The organism is Agrobacterium sp. ST15.13.013 (assembly GCF_027956525.1).
In the GTDB taxonomy this organism is placed as follows: Bacteria; Pseudomonadota; Alphaproteobacteria; order Rhizobiales; family Rhizobiaceae; genus Agrobacterium; species Agrobacterium salinitolerans.
The window spans coordinates 265,308-284,402 of record NZ_JAQKGP010000004.1; the positions used below are offsets into that span (position 1 = coordinate 265,308).

A 19,095-nucleotide genomic window follows, 5' to 3' on the forward strand; every position below is an offset into this window, starting at 1 on the left:
GGATCTTGGTCGTAACGAACCTCAGCCCGCCAGACCCGCTAGCGCCTTCACCAGTCCCTGCGTCGAGCTGTCATGGCCCGCCGCACTTTCCTTGCCTTCGACGACCGGAAGCAGGCCGGTTGCCAATTCCTTGCCAAGCTCCACGCCCCATTGGTCGAAGGAGTTGATACGGAACAGCACGCCTTCGACGAAAACGCGGTGTTCGTAAAGCGCGATGAGGCGGCCAAGCGCAAAAGGCGTCAGCTTGTCGTAGACGAAGGTGATGGACGGGCGGTTGCCGGTGAAGACGCGGTGCGGCGCGATGAAATCGGCTTGGCTGTCTTCCATGCCCTTGGAGGTGAGCTGGGCTTTCGCTTCTGCAAGCGTACGGCCCTTCATCAGCGCTTCCGATTGCGCCAGGCAATTGGCGATGAGAAGCTGGTGCTGGGGGCGCAGTTCTGGCTCAAAACCATTGGCGGCGATCATGAATTCCGCCGGAATGACGCTCGTGCCCTGATGGATGAGCTGGTAAAAGGCGTGCTGGCCGTTGGTGCCGGGCTCACCCCAGACGACCGGGCCGGACTGGCCTTCGACGGGCGTGCCGTCGATGGTCACACCCTTGCCGTTCGACTCCATGTCGAGCTGCTGCAGATAGGCGGGGAAACGCGACAGCCGCTGGTCATAAGGCAGGATTGCGCGTGTCGGATAATTCAGCACGTTACGGTTATAAAAACCGATGAGACCGAGCAACATCGGCAGGTTTTCTCGGATCGGTGCCTCGCGGAAGTGCCTGTCCATGGCATGTGCACCATCCAGGAACTTGCCGAAATTATCCGGGCCGATGGCGATCATCAGCGGCAGGCCAATGGCCGACCAGATCGAATAACGTCCGCCCACCCAGTCCCAGAAACCGAAGATGCGGTCGCTTTCGATGCCGAAGGCGGCAACTTTTTCCAGCGCGGTGGAAACGGCGGCGAAGTGATGCTTGACGGCAGCCTCACCGAGCTTCTCGGCGATGAAGCGGCGCGCGGTGGCGGCGTTCGTCATCGTCTCGATGGTGGTGAAGGTCTTCGACGCCACGATGAAGAGCGAGGTCTCGGGGTCGATGAGCTTCAGCGTATCGGCAATATGCGCGCCATCGATGTTGGAAACGAAATGCGCGCGCGGGCCATCATGGAACGGTGCGAGCGCCAGCGTCGCCATGACCGGGCCGAGATCGGAGCCGCCGATGCCGATATTGATGACGTCGGTGATCTTTTTGCCGGTCGCACCCTTGAGGGAGCCGGAACGGATCGCATCGGCAAACTTGCCCATGGCCGCCAGAACGGCGTTCACATCGGGCATCACGTCCTTGCCGTCCACGAGAACCGGCGTGTTGGAGCGATTGCGTAGCGCCGTATGCAGCACGGCGCGGTCTTCGGTGAAGTTGATCGCCTTGCCGGAGAACATTTCTTCGCGCTTGGCCTCGACGCCGCCTTCGCGCGCGAGCTGTTCGAGAAGTGTGACGATCTCCTCATTCACGGCGCATTTGGAGTAGTCCATCAACAGGTCATCGAATTTGGCGCTGAAACGGCTGAATCTCTTGTCGTCTGCCGCAAAGGCGGCGCGCAGATCGGTTGCGGCTGTGCTGCTCGCCGTTGCTTTCAGTTTTTCGATGGTGGCCTGCATCTTGTGCTCCTCGGCTTCCGTGGAAGGATGAGGAAACTATTCTTTTTCAGGCGGCCAAATCAAGGCGACTTTGATAAAAGAAAAGGGCCGGGACGAAAGAAAGAGCCGGTCGTCCGGCTCTCCCCATTGCGCGTGACAATCAGTTCAGATTGCGCAATTCGCGCCGCAAGATTTTGCCGACATTCGATTTCGGCAACTCGGTGCGGAACTCGATGATTTTCGGCCTTTTGTAGTTGGTCAGGCTCTTGGCGCAGAAGGCCTTGAGTTCCGCTTCCGTGAGCGACTGGTCCTTCTTGACGACGAAAAGCTTAACGGTTTCGCCGGAATGTTCATCCGGAACACCGATTGCAGCGCATTCCAGCACGCCCGGATGGCTGGCGGCCACTTCCTCTACTTCGTTCGGATAGACGTTGAAACCGGAAACGAGGATCATGTCCTTCTTGCGGTCGACGATCTTGGTGTAACCGCGCTCGTCCATGAAGCCCATGTCGCCGGAACGGAAGAAGCCGTCCGCCGTCATGGCTTTCGCGGTTTCATCCGGCCTCTGCCAATAGCCGGCCATGACCTGCGGGCCACGAATGCAGATCTCGCCGACTTCACCTGTTGGCAGGCTCTTGCCGTCCTCGTCGCGAATATCGATTTCCGTAGAGGAGATGGGCAGGCCGATGGTGCCGCTGAATTCCGTGGAATCGAGACGATTGACCGTTGCAACGGGTGATGTCTCGGAGAGGCCGTAACCCTCGGCAATCGGGCAGCCGACAATGGAAAGCCAGCGTTCCGCGACAGGCCTCTGCACGGCCATGCCGCCACCGAGAACCAGAATGAGCGATGACAGATCGAGTTTGCGGAAATCCTCATTGTTCATCAGCGCGTTGAAAAGCGTGTTGATGCCGGGGAAAATATGCGGCTGATAATGCGTCAGTTCCTTCACGAAGCCGGGAATGTCGCGTGGATTGGCGATCAGCAGATTGTGGCCGCCGAGCGCAATGCCCATCAGCGAATTCACCGTCAATGCGAAGATGTGACAGAGCGGCAGCGCGCAGATGAAGTTCAGAACATCAGGGCGGTCCTTTCGGCCGTTGAAGGCGGCGTCCAGCCACAGGCTGATCTGAAGCTTGTTGGCCAGAAGGTTGGCATGGGTGAGAACCGCACCCTTTGAGACGCCAGTCGTTCCACCGGTATATTGCAGGAAGGCGATGTCCTGTGCCGTGAGGCTAACCGGCTTCAAGGAAAATCCCTGGCCTTCCTTCAGCATGGCCTTGAAGCTGATCGAGCCGGGAATGGCGTAGGCGTGCACCAGCTTCTTGACCTTGCGAACCACCAGATTGACGATATGACCCTTGAGGCCGAGAAGATCGCCCATCGCGGCGACGACCACATGCCGCACCGCGGTTTTTGGTACCGCCTGCTGCGCCACATGGGCGAAGTTTTCCAGCACGAACAGGGCTTTCGCGCCGGAATCTTTCAGCTGGTGTTCCAGTTCGCGCGGGGTATAGAGCGGGTTGACATTGACCACGACCATGCCCGCCCGTAGAATTCCATAAACCGCGACGGGATTTTGCAGGATATTCGGCATCATCACGGCAACCCGGTCGCCTTTTTCCAACCCTCTGGACTGCAGCCAGGCAGCGACCGCGCGGGTCTCGGCGTCCAGTTCCCGATAGGTCAGGGACTTTCCCATGCTGGAAAAGGCCTTGCGATCGGCAAATTGCTTGCAGCTCTTTTCGAGAAGGTCGACGAGCGAGGCATTTGTCGAGGTGGGGATCTCTGAAGGCACGCCCGGCGGATAGGATGCCAGCCAGCGTTTGGTAACACCGACATTCTCCGGATGTCCCAGGGACAATTCACTCATGCTGCTCCTCCCAGAGTCTTTGTCGCGCCGCGCGTTCGATGAACCGCGAAGAGGCGCTTTGTGCTGCCTGACATTCACGAAGCGCCCGCATTCAGGCGGCCCAATCAGCCTGATTGAGGGAACCCCGTGTGGCGTCACCGGATCGACCGCTCCTCTCGCTCCCCGGTGACGAATGATAGACGCGTAATCCCTTAACGTCCATCTTGTCGGCAAAGCTTATTTAACTCTAACGTAAACGTCAATATTGCTGCCGCACATTGCGCCAATCCGTGAGGAGAAACGCATTTCGCCAGGCTTTTTTGACTTTAATCCTGATTTGAGCGATCAACATAATTCGCAAAGCAGGGCAGGATTGGAAATGGCAGGCAGAGTAGCGCTGGAACTGAAATCGGTCGGGAAGAGATTCGGCGATACGGATGTGCTGTCCGATATCGATCTTTCCGTCGAACGCGGCGAAATCATTTGCCTGGTGGGGCGCTCCGGCTGTGGAAAATCGACCTTGCTGCGCATCGTGGCGGGTGTGGAGACATCAGACCATGGCAGCGTTTCCCTGAACGGCGCTGTCGTTGCCGGTCCCGCTGTTTTCGTGGAGCCGGAAAAGCGCAATATCGGTTTCGTCTTTCAGGACTATGCGTTGTTCCCGCATCTGACCGTGGAACAGAATGTCATGTTCGGTCTACGGTCGCTGCCGAAGGCGGAGGCGCGTCGTCGTGCTGCGGAAATGATCGAACATGTTCACCTGCAGGAACTGGCGAAACGTTATCCGCATACGCTGTCGGGCGGGGAGCAGCAGCGTGTGGCTCTTGCCCGCGCGCTTGCCCCGCAGCCGGGCCTACTTCTGATGGACGAACCCTTTTCCAATCTGGACAGGGGGCTGCGAGACAGTGTGCGTGAGGAAACGCTCGGGCTCCTGCGGCAGCTGGGCACCACGGCGATCATGGTCACCCATGATCCTGAAGAAGCGCTTTCCGCAGGCGACCGTGTGGTTCTGATGCAGCAAGGTCGCATCGTGCAGAGCGGCACGGGTTACGAAATCCACGATCATCCCAAAACCCGTTATGCCGCCGATTTTTTCTGCGCCTTCAACAAGATCGAGGGCCGGATGAGACAGGGCCGCGTCGAAACGCCGCTCGGGCTTCTGGGCGATGCGTCCGATCTGCCTGACGGTCTCGCCGCCGTTGCCTATGTTCGCCCAAATGCGATTTCGATCATCGAGGACGGTGCGGCGAAAGAAGGAATTGCCGGCGAAATATCGAGCCGTGTCTTCCTCGGGGAGATCGAGCAGCTTGGCATAGCCGTGCCCGGACTTTCGGCAGATCTGCGTGTGAGGACGATGCAGCGCACACCCACCCGGACCAAGACGGTGCGCTTCGGTATCGATCCCAAGGGAGTGTTGATATTTACTGGAGGTTGAGTGAGCGGATTTGCATGCTTATTCTCGCTTCATTTTCAACTCTTGGTGATCGATTCCGCCTTGAAAACAGAGAAATAAAACTTGATTTGGCGCGTCATGTATGATGTCTGCTCCTCCATATTGCCGCTATCGCAGAGGGAGACAAAACATGACGAAATTTACGAGATTTGCCCTGCTTGCCAGCACGGTTGCCTTTGCGGCCGGAACGGCCAGCGCTGCTGAACTCAACATTTATACCACCCGCGAACCGGGCCTGATCCAGCCGCTGCTCGACTCTTTCACTGCCTCGAGCGGCGTCAAGGTCAATACCGTGTTCCTGAAGGATGGTCTTGCCGAGCGCGTTCTGAGCGAGGGCGCAAGCTCGCCTGCCGACGTTCTGATGACGGTGGATGCCGGTAAACTCGTTGATCTCGCCGAACAGGGTGTCACCCAGGCGGTCGAATCCGAGACCCTGACCAAGGCTGTTCCCGCTGAGCTTCGCGATGCCAAGGGTCACTGGTTCGCGCTGTCCATGCGCGCCCGTGTTCTCTACGCAGCGAAGGATCTCGATCTCGCCGCCTTCAACTATGAAGATCTGGCGGATGCGAAGTGGAAGGGCAAGGTCTGCATTCGCGCCGGCCAGCATCCCTATAACACGGCGCTGTTTGCCGACTACATTGCCCATTACGGCGCTGCGGACACCGAAAAGTGGCTTGCTGGCGTCAAGGAAAACCTGGCCCGCAAGGCCGGCGGCGGCGATCGTGACGTTGCCAAGGACATTCTCGGCGGCATTTGCGATATCGGCATTGCCAACTCCTATTATGTCGGCCTGATGCGCTCGGGCAAGGGCGGCGAGGAGCAGGTGAAGTGGGGCGATGCCATCAAGGTGGTTCTGCCGACCTTCAAAAATGGCGGCACGCAGGTCAATATCAGCGGCGCAGCCGTGGCCAAGAACGCTCCGAACAAGGCGGAAGCCGTCAAGCTTCTGGAATATCTCGTCTCCGACGAAGCCCAGAAGATTTATGCTGAAGCCAACTACGAATATCCGGTCAAGCAGGGCGCGGCTCTCAACGAGATCATCGCTTCCTTCGGCACGCTGAAGATCGACAACAAGACGCTCACGGAAATCGTCTCGCATCGCAAGCAGGCGAGCGAGCTGGTCGACAAGGTCGGTTTCGACAAGTAAGGCCAGTCGACGATAACAATGTGGAAGGCGTTCGCACCCGCGGACGCCTTTCCGCGTATTTTCCAGAAGCACATGAATCCAGACGCCATTCAGCCATCGACATCCCCGACGAGAGCCAGGTTTTCCTCCACCTCCTGGTGGCTGGGCCTTTCTTTGCTGGCGGTTTGTGGCGCCATGGTGCCGGTTCTGGCGCTTGTTTCGCAGGCGGTGCAGGGCTCAGACGGTCTGTGGGCGCATCTCGGCTCGACCGTGCTCTGGACGGCGCTTCCGGATACGGCGATCCTTCTCGCCGGGGTCGGGCTGCTGGCCGGTGTCGTCGGAACCTATGCCGCCTGGCTGGTCACCGCTTATGATTTTCCCGGCCGCAAAATATTGGAATGGGCGCTGCTGCTGCCGCTGGCCATGCCCACCTATATCGTCGCTTACGCCTATCTGGATATTCTGCATCCGATAGGACCGGTGCAGGGTGCGATCCGCTGGCTGCTCGGTTATTCCAGCCCGCGTGAGTTCCGTCTGCCGGACATAAGGTCCATGAAGGGCTGCATCGTCCTTCTCGGCTTCGTGCTGTTTCCCTATGTCTATATTCCCGTGCGCGCCATGTTCCTGACGCAGGCGGGAAACCTGCTGGAAGCGGCGCGAACGCTCGGCGTTTCCAGACGCGCGGCCTTCTTCAAGGTGGCAGTGCCGCTGGCGCGACCAGCGATTGCGGTCGGCATCAGTCTTGCGCTGATGGAAGCGCTGAATGATATAGGCGCTTCGGAGTTCCTTGGCGTCCGCACTCTCACCGTTTCCGTCTACACCACCTGGGTCACGAAATCGGACCTGCCGGGTGCGGCGCAGATCGCGCTATCCATGTTGTTCATCGTTGTTGCCCTCGTGGCGCTGGAGCGCTGGGCGCGGCGCAGGCAGCGTTATGCGGTTTCGGCGCAGAAAAACAGGGAACTGGAGCCGCTGCGGTTGACCGGCCTGAAGGGCTGGGCGGCCTTTGCGCTTGGCAGCCTGCCGGTCCTGATCGGCTTCGTGGCGCCGGCGAGCTATCTCGTCATCGAGGCATGGAAGCGGTTCCGCTTCAGCGGCCTGTCGGCGCGCTTTGCCGAGGAGGCCGCGAACACCATCCTCTTTGCCGGGCTGGCGACGACGATCACCCTTATCCTCGGGCTCGCGGTTGCTTACGCAATGCGGCTTGCACCGGGACGTCTCGCGCGCTGGTCCTATCGCCTTTCGACGGTTGGATATGCGGCCCCGGGCACGGTCATCGCCATCGGCGTGCTGATCGCGCTTGGCGGTTTCGACCGTTTTGTAGATCAGACCATGCGTGACTGGTTCGGCATTTCTACCGGCCTTATCTTCATCGGCAGTGGTGCGGCCCTCATCTATGCCTATTGCGCCCGTTTCCTTACCATTGCCGCTGGTGGTGTCGATGCGGGGCTCAGCCGCATCCCGCAATCCTTCGATCACGCCTCGCGCACGCTTGGGCGTTCCGCGACCCAGACCTTCCGCCAGATTCATCTGCCGCTTTCCAAGGCTTCGCTGGCGGCGGCGGCACTGCTGATCTTCGTCGATTGCGTCAAGGAACTTCCCGCCACGCTTCTCCTTCGCCCGCTCAATTTCGAAACCTTCGCCACCCATCTTTATGGTGAAGCGGCACGCGGCACCTATGAGGAGGCGTCTATCGCAGCTCTGGCGATTGTCGTCATCGGCATGCTCCCTGTGGTGCTGCTTGCGAGGATCGGCCGACGCAAGGGCTGATTCCATGTCCGCCCTCACAAATGGCGGGTCTGAAACTGTGTGAGAAGCCAATAAGCTTCAAATCAGCCCCGAAAACGACAAGCATCCCGCCTTAATCCTGATGTAAACACTCATCTTAATTGAGGCGCTGCGGCCTGTCGGATATGACACCGGCTGCGATCTGTTTCGGGGCATATCTTTGAAAAATTTGCATGGGATGTTTTTGAGCCGTCTGCTGTTGGGAACGGCTGCCGTTGTTCTGATGGGGCCCGTGATGGGCCACGCGCAGGAAACGACCGTTCTGCAGCAGATTACCGTTGACGGGCAGGGCGCGGAAAACGCGACTGGCCCGGTCCGGGGTTATGTCGCGACGAAAAGCGCCAGCGGTTCGAAAACCGAGACGGAAACCAAGGATATTCCGCAATCCGTATCGGTCGTCGGCCGCCAGGAAATGGATGACCGCGGCGCGGTGACGAAAATCGACGAGGTGCTGCGTTATACCCCCGGTGTGACGGCGGAGCCTTTCGGCGCCGACCCCGACACGGACTGGTTTTACATTCGTGGCTTCCAGGCCACCCAGACGGGCGTGTTTCTGGATGGTCTGAACCTGTTCAGCTACGGTTTCGGCGGTTTCCAGATGGATGCCTACGGTCTGGAGCGCGTGGAAGTTCTAAAGGGCCCCGCCTCTGTGCTTTACGGTGGCGCCAATCCCGGTGGTATCGTGCAGATGGTCCGTAAGCGCCCGCAGGATGAGCCGGTGCGCGAAACGGAAATCGGCATCAATAATTTCGGCAATGCCTTCTTCGGTTTCGATCTCGGCGACAAGGTCGATGGTGAAGGCGTGTGGAAATACCGCGTCACCGGCAAGGTCTCGGGCGGCGACAATTACACTGACTATTCCGAGGATCTGCGCGGTTTCATCATGCCGCAGATCACCTTCGAGCCGGACGCACAGACAAGCGCCACGCTCTACGGCTATTTCTCGGCGCTTGATCAGGTTCATATCGGCAACGGTTTCCTGCCCTATGTCGGCACCGTGGTCGACGCACCCTTCGGCAAGCTTGACCGCAAGGCCTTTTATGGCGAGCCGGATATCGATAATGGCCGCGTCTACCAGTCCATGGTGGGTTACGAGGTCAGCCATGAATTCGACAACGGCTGGAAGATCAGCCAGAACGCCCGCTATGGCCACCTCTACAAGCATGAGAAAGGGCCCTATCCGGGCGGCTGGGCCAATGCCGATGCCAACGGTCAGCCGATCCTCGATCCCACCACCAACGACTATATGCTGACCCGCTTCGGTTATGACGGTTTGTCGAAGGTCGACAGCTTCGGCATCGACAACCGCGTCGAAGGCCAGTTCGATACCGGCGCGGTCAGCCATTCGCTGCTGTTCGGCCTTGATTATAAATATTACCGGCTGGATCAGGTGCAGGCCTGCTGCGGATCGAATGCGATCGGCGCGCTGAAGCCAGTCTATGGCTCGACACAGGGAACGAACTTCGTTTATGCCGACAATATCGTCACCCAGCAGCAGATCGGCATTTATGCCCAGGATCAGTTGCGGTTTGGCGATGGCTGGCTGGTCACGCTGAATGGCCGTTATGATTACGTCGATACGGAACTGAACAACAGGCTGCCGGCGGGTGTTTCCCGCCGCTCCAATGACGACGCGCTGAGCGGCCGTGCCGGTCTCGCCTATGAATTCGATAATGGTCTGACCCCTTATATCTCGGCCGCCACCTTCTTCAATCCGCTGATCGATACGCTTGCCGACGGCACCCCGGCGTCCCCGGAGGAAGGGCATCAGTTCGAAGCCGGCATCAAATACGAGCCGAGCTTCTTCGACGGCAGCATCACGGCTTCCGTTTTCAAACTGGTCAAGGACAACGCCATCGTGTCCTATACCGCCGGCGGCATAACCACGAGCGGTCAGTTCGGGCAGGTGGAATCCACCGGCTTCGAGCTGGAGGCCAAAGCCAATCTCAGCGAGAACTGGAAGGCGCTCGCCTCCTATTCCTATACGGATCTGGAGATTACCCGCGATGCCAACCCGAACCTTATCGGCAAATCGCCCTGGATCGTGCCCACCCAAACCGCCTCGCTGTGGCTGGACTATACCTTCACCAATGATGCACTCGATGGGCTGAGCCTCGGCGGCGGCGTACGGTATCAGGGTAAATCCTGGGCGGATGAGGCAAATACGCTGCGTGTTCCAGACGCTGCGGTCTTTGATGCCGCGATCCGCTATGAGAAGAACGACTGGACGGCCTCAGTCAACGTCGCCAATGTCTTCGACAAGGAATATGTGAAAAGCTGCGCCGGCGTCTCCGTTTGCGGCTGGGGCGATAGCCGCACCGTCACCTTCAAGCTTTCCAAGAAGTGGTAATGCTTGGCCGAAGGCCGGCAGTTGCGGGGTAAGCAGTTTGCCACTATAAACATGAATAGATTTATCATGTTTATAGTGGCGCCATGGCGCCCTGCGGGATCGAGAGGCCATGGCTTTCCGCGTGCGGATGGAAAATGAGATCGAGGGCTTTGCCGTCATCGGCGGGCCGCGTTCGCGGGTGTGGAACGGCGTCGTCGCCGATCTCTGGGATGTGCGTTGCGCCCCGAAGGCGGGCGGCCGTTATGTCGGCAAGGATCCGCGTTTCGTTTTCCTGCTGGATATGGACGGGACGGATGACAGCCGTTTCATGATGAACCGCTGCCGCCGCGACACTTACGGCTCGTCCAGGGCGAACCGGATTTCCTTCGTGCCCGCCGATCTCGATGTGCACGCCGAACTCAGCAATGTCTCCTTCGTGCGCCATCTCGATCTGCATTTCGATGCGGGATTGCTGGGCGCCCGGTTGGCGCAGGGCTTCGATCCGCACAGCCTGCTCGACCCGCATCTGATGTTCGAGGATGAACGGCTGCTGGCGCTCGCGCGGCTGATTGCTGCGGAATGCGATAATCCCGATCCGCTGCATGACCTCTACGGCGAAAGCCTCGTGCTGGCGCTCTTGACGGATTTCCTCAAGGTGAAAAGGGAGCCGGTCAGGAAACGCAGCAAGCTTGCCGCCTGGCAATTGCGGGCCGCGACCGATTATATCCGTGAACATTGCCTGCGGTCGATCCGGCTGGAGGAACTGGCGGAACTCACCAACCTGTCGCAATCCCATTTCAGCCACGCCTTCAAGGCGTCAACCGGTGTGCCGCCGCACCAATGGCAGATGCAGGCACGCATCGATCGCGTCAAGGAACTGATGATGCGGCCGGACATGGCGCTGACTGATATCGCGATTGCCGCCGGTTTTTCGGATCAGGCGCATTTTTCCCGCGTCTTCCGCAAGATGGTCGGCGTTTCCCCTTCCGTCTGGCAGAAAATCCGCCAATAGGCGCCGTTTCGTTCCCTCCTCCTTCAAAAAAATCCGGTCACGAAGCCGGAAACTCTTCGGAACGATTTGCCGGGTGCCGGGGTTTACCAGGCGTGACACCAACGAAGAAATCGATGGAGGAAACTATCATGTTGCATCAGGAACCCCGCGTCGGACAGGACCCCTATGTCAAGGATACGCCGAGCCTGATCGCCAGCGACAAGGTGGAAGGCACCCGTGTCTATGGAGCCGACAGCAAGCATATCGGCTCGATACAGCGCATCATTCTCGAAAAGCGCGGCGGGCGCGTCGCCTATGCGGTGTTGAGCTTCGGCGGCTTCCTCGGCATCGGCGACGATTATTATCCGCTGCCTTGGGAAAAGCTGCATTACGACGAAGAACTCGACGGCTATCGTATCGACCTCACCAAGGAAAAGATCGAAAATGCGCCTCACTTCGCCAATCTCGATGATAACGACCTGCTAAACGCCAGGGACCGTAAGGTCTATGACTATTATGGCGTCGCACCATATTGGATGTAAGGTCCAAGGAGAATGCGCTTCCGACTGTTTAATCATCGAAAGCGTCGCAAACAAAAGAACGGCTCCTTTTCAGGAGCCGTTTTCTTTTGGGTGCATCAATGCGGGTTTTTCTGCATCTCGGAAACCGCATCGGTGAAGCATTTGCGCGCTTCTTCGGGCGATTTTCGCCCGTCAAGGGCGGCACGGCAGGCGCTTCTGGCTTTCACGAAGCTCAATCCGCCAATCCTGGGCCAGCCTTCCGTCAACAATGTCAGCGCTTCGAAGGGGCCGGCGATGACACTCTTGCCCTTCGCCTCAAGGTTGACCTCGACAGGTTCTGTCCATCTCTCGTTCTTCATCGTGCACCTCCCAGAGCAACGCGATCCCGAAATACACCCGACAGCAAAGCAACCCATGAACGCAGCCGTGTGTCACTGTCACTTAGGATATGCGCAAGCAAGCGAATTGACAACGGGGATCAGCGGAAGCCGAAAAACGAAAGGATCGCCAGAACGATGACGACGAGGCCGACGATGTAGATGATCTGGTTCATGATTTTCTCCTTGGCTGGTGTCATCACCATAACGTGAAGGAGAAGACGAAGTTCCAACATCCAATAAGAATTTAATCACGTACTAAAATGTTGCGGACGTCCGATCGCCGATGAGCGCGGGTGTCATCTCCGCAGGATCACCCAGATCGCGTGGATGATGCCGGGAACATAACCGCAAAGCGTCAGAAGAATATTCAGCCAGAAATGCAGGCCGAGCCCGACCTGAAGAAATACGCCGACGGGCGGGAGGATGATGGCGATGAGAATACGAATGACGTCCACGAGGATTGGCTTTCCAGTTTGTGATCACTGGCCAGTCAACGTGTATAACCGCAATTTGGTTTCAAATCTCGCTCTGATCGGCAAGGTCGTTGCAATGCGAAGATCAATCGCATGGACGCGTTGATCGAGTAATGATCACTCCTTGGAAGGAAGAAATGGTGCCGCTTACGTGACTCGAACACGTGACCCCGTCATTACGAATGACGTGCTCTACCAACTGAGCTAAAGCGGCCCGATTTTGACCCGCTTGTTGCGGATCAGCTTCATGGCGGGCTGATACAGGCAATGTTCACGGATTTCAAGCCTTGAATGTGCTGGTTTTGAAATTTCCGCAAAAAGCTTTGCCTGTCCATTGTCCGCCCGAGACTTCAGCCTTTCCCGCAGATGCGCTTTTTGGCCGTTTCATATTCATTTGCCAAGCGATCGACGAGCACCGCCACCGGTTCCACCGCCTTGACGGCGCCGATTCCTTGCCCCGCGCCCCAGATATCTTTCCAGGCCTTGGCGCCGCCGGAGACTGTTTCGAAGTCCATTTTTGAAGGATCGGCTTCGGGCAGATTGTCGGGGTCCATGCCCGAGGCGACGATCGAGCTTTTCAGGTAGTTGCCATGCACACCCGTGAAATAGTTCGAATAGACGATATCCTTGGCCTGCGCTTCCACAATCGCCTGCTTGTAGCCTTCGGATGCGCGCGCTTCCTCGGTGGCGATGAAAGGGGAGCCGATATAGGCCATATCCGCGCCCATGGCCTGCGCCGCGAGAATGGAGCCGCCATTGGCGATGGCGCCGGCCAGCAGCAGCGGGCCGTCGAACCATTCGCGGATTTCCTGAACGAGGGCGAAGGGTGAAAGCGTGCCCGCATGTCCGCCGGCACCCGTCGCCACCGCGATAAGCCCATCCGCACCCTTGCGAATGGCGGAGCGGGCATGGCGGTCGTTGATGACGTCATGGAGCACGATACCGCCATAGGAATGCACGGCCGCATTGACCTCCGGCACCGCGCCAAGTGAGGAAATCACCACCGGCACCTTGTATTTCACGCAAAGGCTGAGGTCATGTTCCAGTCGCCGGTTGGACATGTGCACGATCTGGTTGACCGCGAAGGGTGCTGCCGGGCGCTCGGGATTGGCCCGGTTATGAGCCTCAAGCTCCTCGGTAATCATTGCCAACCATTCGTCAAGCTGGCTTTCAGGCCGCGCATTGAGTGCCGGGAAAGCGCCGATGACGCCGGCCTTGCATTGCGCCAGCGTCAGTTGCGGATGTGAAATGATGAATAGCGGTGATGCTATGACCGGAAGACGCAGATTGTCTTTCAGCACGGACGGTAGCATGTCTCCTCCCATGAATTACGTTTACGCGCACGTAAGTCAATATCGCGTTCAGCAGCAGATTGAAAGCGAAAACAGCACGGCATTCGCCTCTCGAATCTGCGTTCGTAGCGCCACAATGGATCGATTTTCCTGAAATCAATCCGGTCTTTATCATAAACGAAGCTTGCGGAGGGGCGGTATAGCCGTTACCGAATCGTGAACCCATGGCGCAGCGCCGCATATTTTTGCAAAGCGCAATAGAACAAGGATCGGTCGTGAGCGGACTGGAAACGGCAATCAGAAATGCTCTGGAAAAATCGGACAGATCGAACGCCGAAGTTCGTGCGCGGATTTATCAATCTTCCCGTCAGGCGCTGGAAGCGGGCCTGCGCAAGCAGGGCATAGACGATCCGCAGCTTGTCGCCCAGCAGCGCCAGCGGCTTGAAGGGCTGATCCACCAGATCGAGAATGAAGAGCGCAACCGGCTTCTGGATATGGTGGAACAGCAATTGCGTCCGCCAGTAGCGGAAAGTCCGGCACAGGATGATCACGCGGTCGATCCCGTTTCGCAGACGCCTCACCACGGCGATTTGGGTGTTGAGCCGGAACTGCGTGGTGAAACGCGAGATGTTCGACCGGGTGCTGCCGTCGCTCCGGCGCCGTTGAATGCGGGACAGCGCAATGGAAAGCCGCCGAAGAGAGGCTCCCGCGCCAGCGATTCTTCGCTTGCCTTCCGCCCGGAAGGCGCGGTGGGCCGCCGCAAGCGCCGGGGGCTTTTCGCCCGGCTTTTCATCTACGTGACGCTTCTGGCCTTCATCGGTTTCGGCGCCTGGTGGGTTTATTCCTCTGGCCTCCTGCTCTCGCCGGAGCAGCGCGATACCAGCGTGCCCAATCCGCCGGCGCAGGTGCAGGCGGAGGATTTCAACGGGACGGAGCCCGCGCCGCGCCTTTCCGCCGGCCGTGGTTTTTCCGATGACTGGGTGGAAATCTTCAACGCGGAGCGTGGCGGTTCCGGTGTTTCGGCCGGCCCGCGCGCCAATGTGGAAAACATCGCCACACCCGCCGGCAAGGCGATAAAGCTGACCTCGAGGAGTGTCTCGCAGGATGGCGCCGTCAGCGTCGAGGTTCCGGTGGAGGTGATGCGGGATATGGCGGGCAAGTCCTCGACCATTTCGATCACGCTGCAATCCTCCAGCGACCGGCAGACCCAGGTTTCCGTCGCCTGTGATTTCGCGACATTGGGTGATTGCTCCCGCCACCGCTTCACCGCCACGGCCGAGCGCGCGGACATGCTGCTAAATACGACATTCGAACGATCTCTCGCCCCCAATGCGCCAGGCAAGATCTTCATCAACAGCGATATCGATGGCAGCGGCCGCCCGGTTAATCTTTATTCCGTGCGCATTCTGCCGGGCCAGTAAGAGAAAAACAGGCGTCTCGAAAGGAGGCGCCTGTCAGCGTTTTGGGTCCTATTTGATAAAATCCGGCCCCGATCCCACAATCTTGTCGTCGATTTCGCCGATCGCCTTTTTGTCCTTCCCCTCATAATCGAGCGCCAGAAGGATGTGGCGGATGAGGTTCACCCGTGCGCGGCGCTTGTCGTTGGCGCGCACCACCGTCCAGGGGGCGTCGTCGGTGTGGGTATTTGCCAGCATTTCGTCGCGTTTTTGCGTGTAGTCGTCCCATTTCGTCAGCGCCGCTATATCCATATCCGAAAGCTTCCAGCATTTCAGCGGGCTGTGGCGGCGGTCATGAAAACGCTCGATCTGCGTTTCGCGGCCGATATCGAGCCAGAATTTGAACAGATGAACATCGTCGTGGACCAGCATCTTTTCCAGGCGCGGCGTTTCCTTGAGGAAGCGTTTGTGTTCCTCCGGCGTGCAGAACCCCATGACCGGCTCGACCCCGGCGCGGTTATACCAGGAGCGGTCAAAGAGAACGAATTCGCCGGCGGTCGGAAAATGCGAGATATAGCGCTGGAAATACCATTGGCCGCGTTCGGTTTCCGTCGGCTTGGTCAGCGCCACCACGCGCGCATAGCGGGGATTGAGATAGGCCCTCGCCGCGAAGATCGCGCCGCCCTTTCCCGCCGCATCACGGCCCTCGAAAACCGCCATCACCCTTTTGCCGGTGGTCTGCAGCCAGAACTGCACCTTGACAAGCTCCACCTGCAGCGCCTCGAGAGTGGTGTCGTAGTCCTCCCTCTTCATCTTCTTGTCGTAGGGAAAGTTGCCGGCGGAAAGTTTCTTTTCCTCAACCCAGTCAGGAAGAACGGGATCGTCGATGTCGAAGCTGCGCAGTTTGCCGTCTACGGTGATATCGACCGTCCGCTTCTTCGTTTCTTCGCCCATGGTTTCCTCCGGCCGTTGTTGTGTAAAGGCAACTCAACGCCAATGAGTTCACATCCGTTGCCAGAATTCAAGTGAAACAGAACCGCTTGACCGGCCCGCGGTGGCGAGGGCAATTGCGGCGTCGATTTTGCGCATATACGTTGTGGAAAATGCGCGGTGATGAATCTCTGTCATGAAGCTGGCCTATGAGATTTCGATGCGCTGTCAGATGAAAGTGGAAAGAGCAGGCTTAAATGGCAGTCATGGAAGGCGATGGTGGATTAAGGCGTTTTGGAAAGAAGCTCGGCCGGAACTGGTTGCCCCTTCTCATCGTCAGTATGCTCGCCATCGTGGCCGTTGCCGAGCTTAACACGCCCTATATGCCCGCCGCCCTGTGGCTTTGCGCCGTCATTGCCATCCTCACCGGCCGGGAGGGCCCGGTGCCAGATTCCGCAAAGGACGGAAGTCCGGCTGCCGAGACGGATGAACAAGAAGTGCCCGGCGAAAACGTCATTTCCGGCGTAAGGGCGGGGCTCGCGGTTCTGGACACGCCCGTTTTCATGCTCGACAGGAACGCCAGCGTGCTGTTCCAGAACGGCGCGGCCGAGCGCGCCTTCGGCCAGTTGCCTGCCGGCGCGCATATTTCCGCCCGGTTGCGCTCTCCCGGCCTTTTGGATGTCATTCGCGAAACCATCACCACCGGCCAGCCCAATCAGGTCGAACATTCGGAGCGCTTCCCTTCCGAACGGGTCTTCATCGTCCGCATCGCCCGTGCGGATGTGGGTGAGGGAGCAGGCCCGCCATTTTACATCCTGTCCTTCCGCGACGTCTCGGAGCTTCGCCGCATCGACCGTATGCGCAGCGATTTCGTCGCCAATGCGAGCCATGAATTGCGCACGCCGCTTGCCTCTCTGCGCGGTTTCATCGAAACCATGCAGGGGCCGGCGCGCAACGATCCCAAGGCGCAGGAGCGCTTCCTCGCCATCATGCTGGATCAGGCAACCCGCATGAGCCGGCTGGTGGACGATCTCATGTCCCTTTCGCGGCTGGAACTGCGTGCAAATATCGCGCCGGACCAGAGGGTCGATCTCGTTCCCGTCATCGGCCATGTGCGCGATACGTTGCTGCCGCTTGCCGACGAGCTTGAGGTGACCATCACGCTGCACCTGCCGGACCGGCCGGCGGAAGTGCAGGGAGATCGCGACGAACTGGTGCAGGTGTTCCAGAATCTCGTTGAAAATGCTTGCAAATACGGCCAGGAAGGCAAGGTCGTGGATGTCTGGTTGCGGGCCGAACCCGGCAAACCTGTGGAGGTGAGCGTCATCGACAAGGGGCCGGGCATTCCCGCCGAACACGTGCCCCGCCTGACAGAGCGTTTTTATCGTGTCAGCGTCGCCGACAGCCGGTCGAAAAAGGGCACGGGTCTCGGCCTTGCCATCGTCAAGCACATCCTCACCCGCCATCGCGCCCGCCTCATCATTAAATCGGAATTGGGCAGCGGCACGGACTTCACGGTCAGATTTTGACATAAAATATGCATCTGTTTTTGATGTGGTAAATATTTATAAATAAAATCAATAGTTTAAATTGTCACAAATCTTTCGTCAAAGTGACATAAAAGGAAGTGGCTACGGTGGTTAAGAAAAGGTCGCCGAGCGCAAGCTAAGAGCGAGTGTCGCTATCGGCTGCGTCCACAACAAAGCCCACGACGGGAGAGACAAATGAACATCGTTAAATTTTCCGCAGCAGCTCTGGTGGCTTCTGTCGCCTTCGCTGGCGCCGCCGCTGCTCGCGACCAGATCCAGGTTGCCGGTTCCTCCACGGTTCTGCCCTACGCCAAGATTGTTGCCGAGACCTTTGCCGAAACCTTCCCGAACTTCAAGGCTCCGGTTGTTGAGTCCGGCGGCACGGGCGGCGGTCTGAAGGCGTTCTGCTCCGGCGTCGGCGAAGGCACCATCGACATCGCAAACGCTTCGCGCAAGATCAAGGCCGACGAACTGGCCGCCTGTAAGGCTGCTGGTGTTACCGACGTTCAGGAAGTGAAGATCGGTTACGACGGTATCGTTTTTGCGATGGACGCTTCCAACAAGGACATCAAGCTGGAGCCGAAGGATCTTTACCTTGCGCTCGCCGCTGAAGTCGTCAAGGACGGCAAGCTCGTTGCCAACCCCTACAAGAAGTGGTCGGAAATCAACAAGGAACTGCCTGACGTCGCTATCGCCGCTTACATCCCGGGCTCCAAGCACGGCACGCGCGAAGTCTTCGAAGAGAAGATCATGGCTGACGGCTGCAAGGAAGCCGGCGCCACCGACGTCATCAAGACGCTCATCACCGACGCCAAGCAAGCCGCTGCAAAGTGCGTTGCAGTTCGCAAGGACGGCGCAGCTGTCGATATCGACGGCGACTACACCGAAACGCTCGCTCGTATCGACGCCAACAAGACCGGCCTCGGCGTTTTCGGCCTCGCTTTCTATGAAAACAATGCTGACCGTCTGAAGGTTGCGACCGTTTCGGGCGTCGTTCCGTCCACCGAAACCGTTGCCAGCGGCAAGTACCCGGTTTCGCGCCCGCTGTTCTTCTACGTGAAGAAGGCTCACCTGGGCGTTATCCCGGGTCTTAAGGAATATGTCGAGTTCTTCACGTCCGACGAGATGATCGGCCCGGATTCCCCGCTCGCCAACTACGGCCTGGTTGCCGCCCCCGACGCAGAGCGTGAAGAAATCCGCTCGAAGTTCTCGGCCGGCTCCACGATGTAATGAAGAAGGAGGGGCGCGGCTTTGCTGTGCCCCTCATTCAGCCTCGCTGGGGCCGTCGTCCGCGGTTGATAGTTCCCATTCATCGCCATCCACATGATTGTCGATGGATTTCAGATGGATAGGATGTATCAACCTTGACGCTTGCCAGACGATGATACAGTCAGGCGGCAGGCATCAC

15 protein-coding genes and 1 tRNA gene are annotated in these 19,095 nt (G+C 58.6%); 9 read left to right on the plus strand and 7 right to left on the minus strand.

Features of this window, described 5'->3' with window-relative positions:
• Positions 1 to 21: 21 nt before the first annotated feature.
• Both pgi and PL597_RS06675 read right to left on the minus strand, forming a co-directional pair.
• Positions 22 to 1,647 (minus strand): glucose-6-phosphate isomerase, encoded by a 1,626-nt coding sequence (gene pgi / locus PL597_RS06670; RefSeq protein WP_271364798.1) that lies wholly within the window; start codon positions 1,645 to 1,647, stop codon positions 22 to 24.
• A 139-nt stretch (positions 1,648 to 1,786) separates the two neighbouring features.
• Positions 1,787 to 3,499 carry a long-chain fatty acid--CoA ligase gene (locus PL597_RS06675; RefSeq protein WP_271364799.1) on the minus strand — a complete coding sequence of 571 codons (1,713 nt, stop codon included), beginning with the start codon at positions 3,497 to 3,499 and terminating at the stop codon, positions 1,787 to 1,789.
• Between the two features lie 358 nt (positions 3,500 to 3,857).
• On the opposite strand from PL597_RS06675, the gene PL597_RS06680 reads away from it, so the two are divergent.
• The 6 genes from PL597_RS06680 to PL597_RS06705 all read left to right on the plus strand — a co-directional run bounded on the left by PL597_RS06680 (position 3,858) and on the right by PL597_RS06705 (position 11,707).
• Positions 3,858 to 4,913 carry an ABC transporter ATP-binding protein gene (locus PL597_RS06680; RefSeq protein WP_077984460.1) on the plus strand — a complete coding sequence of 352 codons (1,056 nt, stop codon included), beginning with the start codon at positions 3,858 to 3,860 and terminating at the stop codon, positions 4,911 to 4,913.
• Positions 4,914 to 5,061: 148 nt separating this feature from the next.
• Positions 5,062 to 6,078 carry an extracellular solute-binding protein gene (locus PL597_RS06685; RefSeq protein WP_271364800.1) on the plus strand — a complete coding sequence of 339 codons (1,017 nt, stop codon included), beginning with the start codon at positions 5,062 to 5,064 and terminating at the stop codon, positions 6,076 to 6,078.
• Between the two features lie 72 nt (positions 6,079 to 6,150).
• Positions 6,151 to 7,827, plus strand: a complete 1,677-nt coding sequence (locus PL597_RS06690; RefSeq protein ID WP_269823422.1) for an ABC transporter permease — start codon at positions 6,151 to 6,153, stop codon at positions 7,825 to 7,827.
• 178 nt (positions 7,828 to 8,005) lie between these two features.
• Positions 8,006 to 10,195, plus strand: a complete 2,190-nt coding sequence (locus tag PL597_RS06695) for a TonB-dependent siderophore receptor (RefSeq protein ID WP_269823408.1) — start codon at positions 8,006 to 8,008, stop codon at positions 10,193 to 10,195.
• Between the two features lie 109 nt (positions 10,196 to 10,304).
• On the plus strand, positions 10,305 to 11,186 hold the full coding sequence (locus PL597_RS06700) for a helix-turn-helix transcriptional regulator (RefSeq protein WP_271364801.1): 882 nt from the start codon (positions 10,305 to 10,307) through the stop codon (positions 11,184 to 11,186).
• 128 nt (positions 11,187 to 11,314) lie between these two features.
• Positions 11,315 to 11,707 carry a PRC-barrel domain-containing protein gene (locus PL597_RS06705; RefSeq protein ID WP_170985438.1) on the plus strand — a complete coding sequence of 131 codons (393 nt, stop codon included), beginning with the start codon at positions 11,315 to 11,317 and terminating at the stop codon, positions 11,705 to 11,707.
• A 95-nt stretch (positions 11,708 to 11,802) separates the two neighbouring features.
• Here the strand turns inward: PL597_RS06705 and PL597_RS06710 are convergent, their stop codons facing one another.
• From PL597_RS06710 to PL597_RS06725, 4 genes are all read right to left on the minus strand, one after another.
• The gene (locus tag PL597_RS06710; RefSeq protein WP_137409720.1) at positions 11,803 to 12,045 is read right to left on the minus strand and encodes a DUF982 domain-containing protein; all 243 of its coding nucleotides are present in this window, start codon (positions 12,043 to 12,045) and stop codon (positions 11,803 to 11,805) included.
• Positions 12,046 to 12,362: 317 nt separating this feature from the next.
• Positions 12,363 to 12,521: a YqaE/Pmp3 family membrane protein gene (locus PL597_RS06715; protein ID WP_020811433.1), complete on the minus strand. Its 159-nt coding sequence runs from the start codon at positions 12,519 to 12,521 to the stop codon at positions 12,363 to 12,365.
• 156 nt (positions 12,522 to 12,677) lie between these two features.
• Positions 12,678 to 12,753 (minus strand) — tRNA-Thr (locus tag PL597_RS06720).
• Between the two features lie 136 nt (positions 12,754 to 12,889).
• Entirely contained in the window at positions 12,890 to 13,852 is a 963-nt protein-coding gene (locus PL597_RS06725; protein WP_137409728.1) for an NAD(P)H-dependent flavin oxidoreductase, read from the minus strand.
• Between the two features lie 254 nt (positions 13,853 to 14,106).
• Between PL597_RS06725 and PL597_RS06730 the strand changes: the two genes are divergently transcribed.
• Positions 14,107 to 15,252: a hypothetical protein gene (locus PL597_RS06730; RefSeq protein ID WP_162520450.1), complete on the plus strand. Its 1,146-nt coding sequence runs from the start codon at positions 14,107 to 14,109 to the stop codon at positions 15,250 to 15,252.
• 48 nt (positions 15,253 to 15,300) lie between these two features.
• Here the strand turns inward: PL597_RS06730 and ppk2 are convergent, their stop codons facing one another.
• Positions 15,301 to 16,182: a polyphosphate kinase 2 gene (ppk2, locus tag PL597_RS06735; protein WP_173988031.1), complete on the minus strand. Its 882-nt coding sequence runs from the start codon at positions 16,180 to 16,182 to the stop codon at positions 15,301 to 15,303.
• Between the two features lie 233 nt (positions 16,183 to 16,415).
• Here ppk2 and phoR point away from each other — a divergent pair, with 233 nt between their 5' ends.
• Both phoR and PL597_RS06745 read left to right on the plus strand, forming a co-directional pair.
• Positions 16,416 to 17,687 carry a phosphate regulon sensor histidine kinase PhoR gene (gene phoR / locus PL597_RS06740; protein WP_271364802.1) on the plus strand — a complete coding sequence of 424 codons (1,272 nt, stop codon included), beginning with the start codon at positions 16,416 to 16,418 and terminating at the stop codon, positions 17,685 to 17,687.
• A gap of 195 nt (positions 17,688 to 17,882) precedes the next feature.
• Complete coding sequence (locus tag PL597_RS06745) at positions 17,883 to 18,917, plus strand: substrate-binding domain-containing protein (RefSeq protein ID WP_142912664.1); 1,035 nt, start codon at positions 17,883 to 17,885, stop codon at positions 18,915 to 18,917.
• Positions 18,918 to 19,095 lie beyond the last annotated feature (178 nt).

What these genes read in the sequence shown, in the direction of transcription:
- pgi (WP_271364798.1), bottom strand. Translation starts at nt 1,647, where the DNA reads ATGCAGGCCACCATCGAAAAACTGAAAGCAACGGCGAGCAGCACAGCC.
- PL597_RS06675 (WP_271364799.1), bottom strand. Translation starts at nt 3,499, where the DNA reads ATGAGTGAATTGTCCCTGGGACATCCGGAGAATGTCGGTGTTACCAAA.
- PL597_RS06680 (WP_077984460.1), top strand. Translation starts at nt 3,858, where the DNA reads ATGGCAGGCAGAGTAGCGCTGGAACTGAAATCGGTCGGGAAGAGATTC.
- PL597_RS06685 (WP_271364800.1), top strand. Translation starts at nt 5,062, where the DNA reads ATGACGAAATTTACGAGATTTGCCCTGCTTGCCAGCACGGTTGCCTTT.
- PL597_RS06690 (WP_269823422.1), top strand. Translation starts at nt 6,151, where the DNA reads ATGAATCCAGACGCCATTCAGCCATCGACATCCCCGACGAGAGCCAGG.
- PL597_RS06700 (WP_271364801.1), top strand. Translation starts at nt 10,305, where the DNA reads ATGGCTTTCCGCGTGCGGATGGAAAATGAGATCGAGGGCTTTGCCGTC.
- PL597_RS06705 (WP_170985438.1), top strand. Translation starts at nt 11,315, where the DNA reads ATGTTGCATCAGGAACCCCGCGTCGGACAGGACCCCTATGTCAAGGAT.
- PL597_RS06710 (WP_137409720.1), bottom strand. Translation starts at nt 12,045, where the DNA reads ATGAAGAACGAGAGATGGACAGAACCTGTCGAGGTCAACCTTGAGGCG.
- PL597_RS06725 (WP_137409728.1), bottom strand. Translation starts at nt 13,852, where the DNA reads ATGCTACCGTCCGTGCTGAAAGACAATCTGCGTCTTCCGGTCATAGCA.
- ppk2 (WP_173988031.1), bottom strand. Translation starts at nt 16,182, where the DNA reads ATGGGCGAAGAAACGAAGAAGCGGACGGTCGATATCACCGTAGACGGC.
- phoR (WP_271364802.1), top strand. Translation starts at nt 16,416, where the DNA reads ATGGCAGTCATGGAAGGCGATGGTGGATTAAGGCGTTTTGGAAAGAAG.
- PL597_RS06745 (WP_142912664.1), top strand. Translation starts at nt 17,883, where the DNA reads ATGAACATCGTTAAATTTTCCGCAGCAGCTCTGGTGGCTTCTGTCGCC.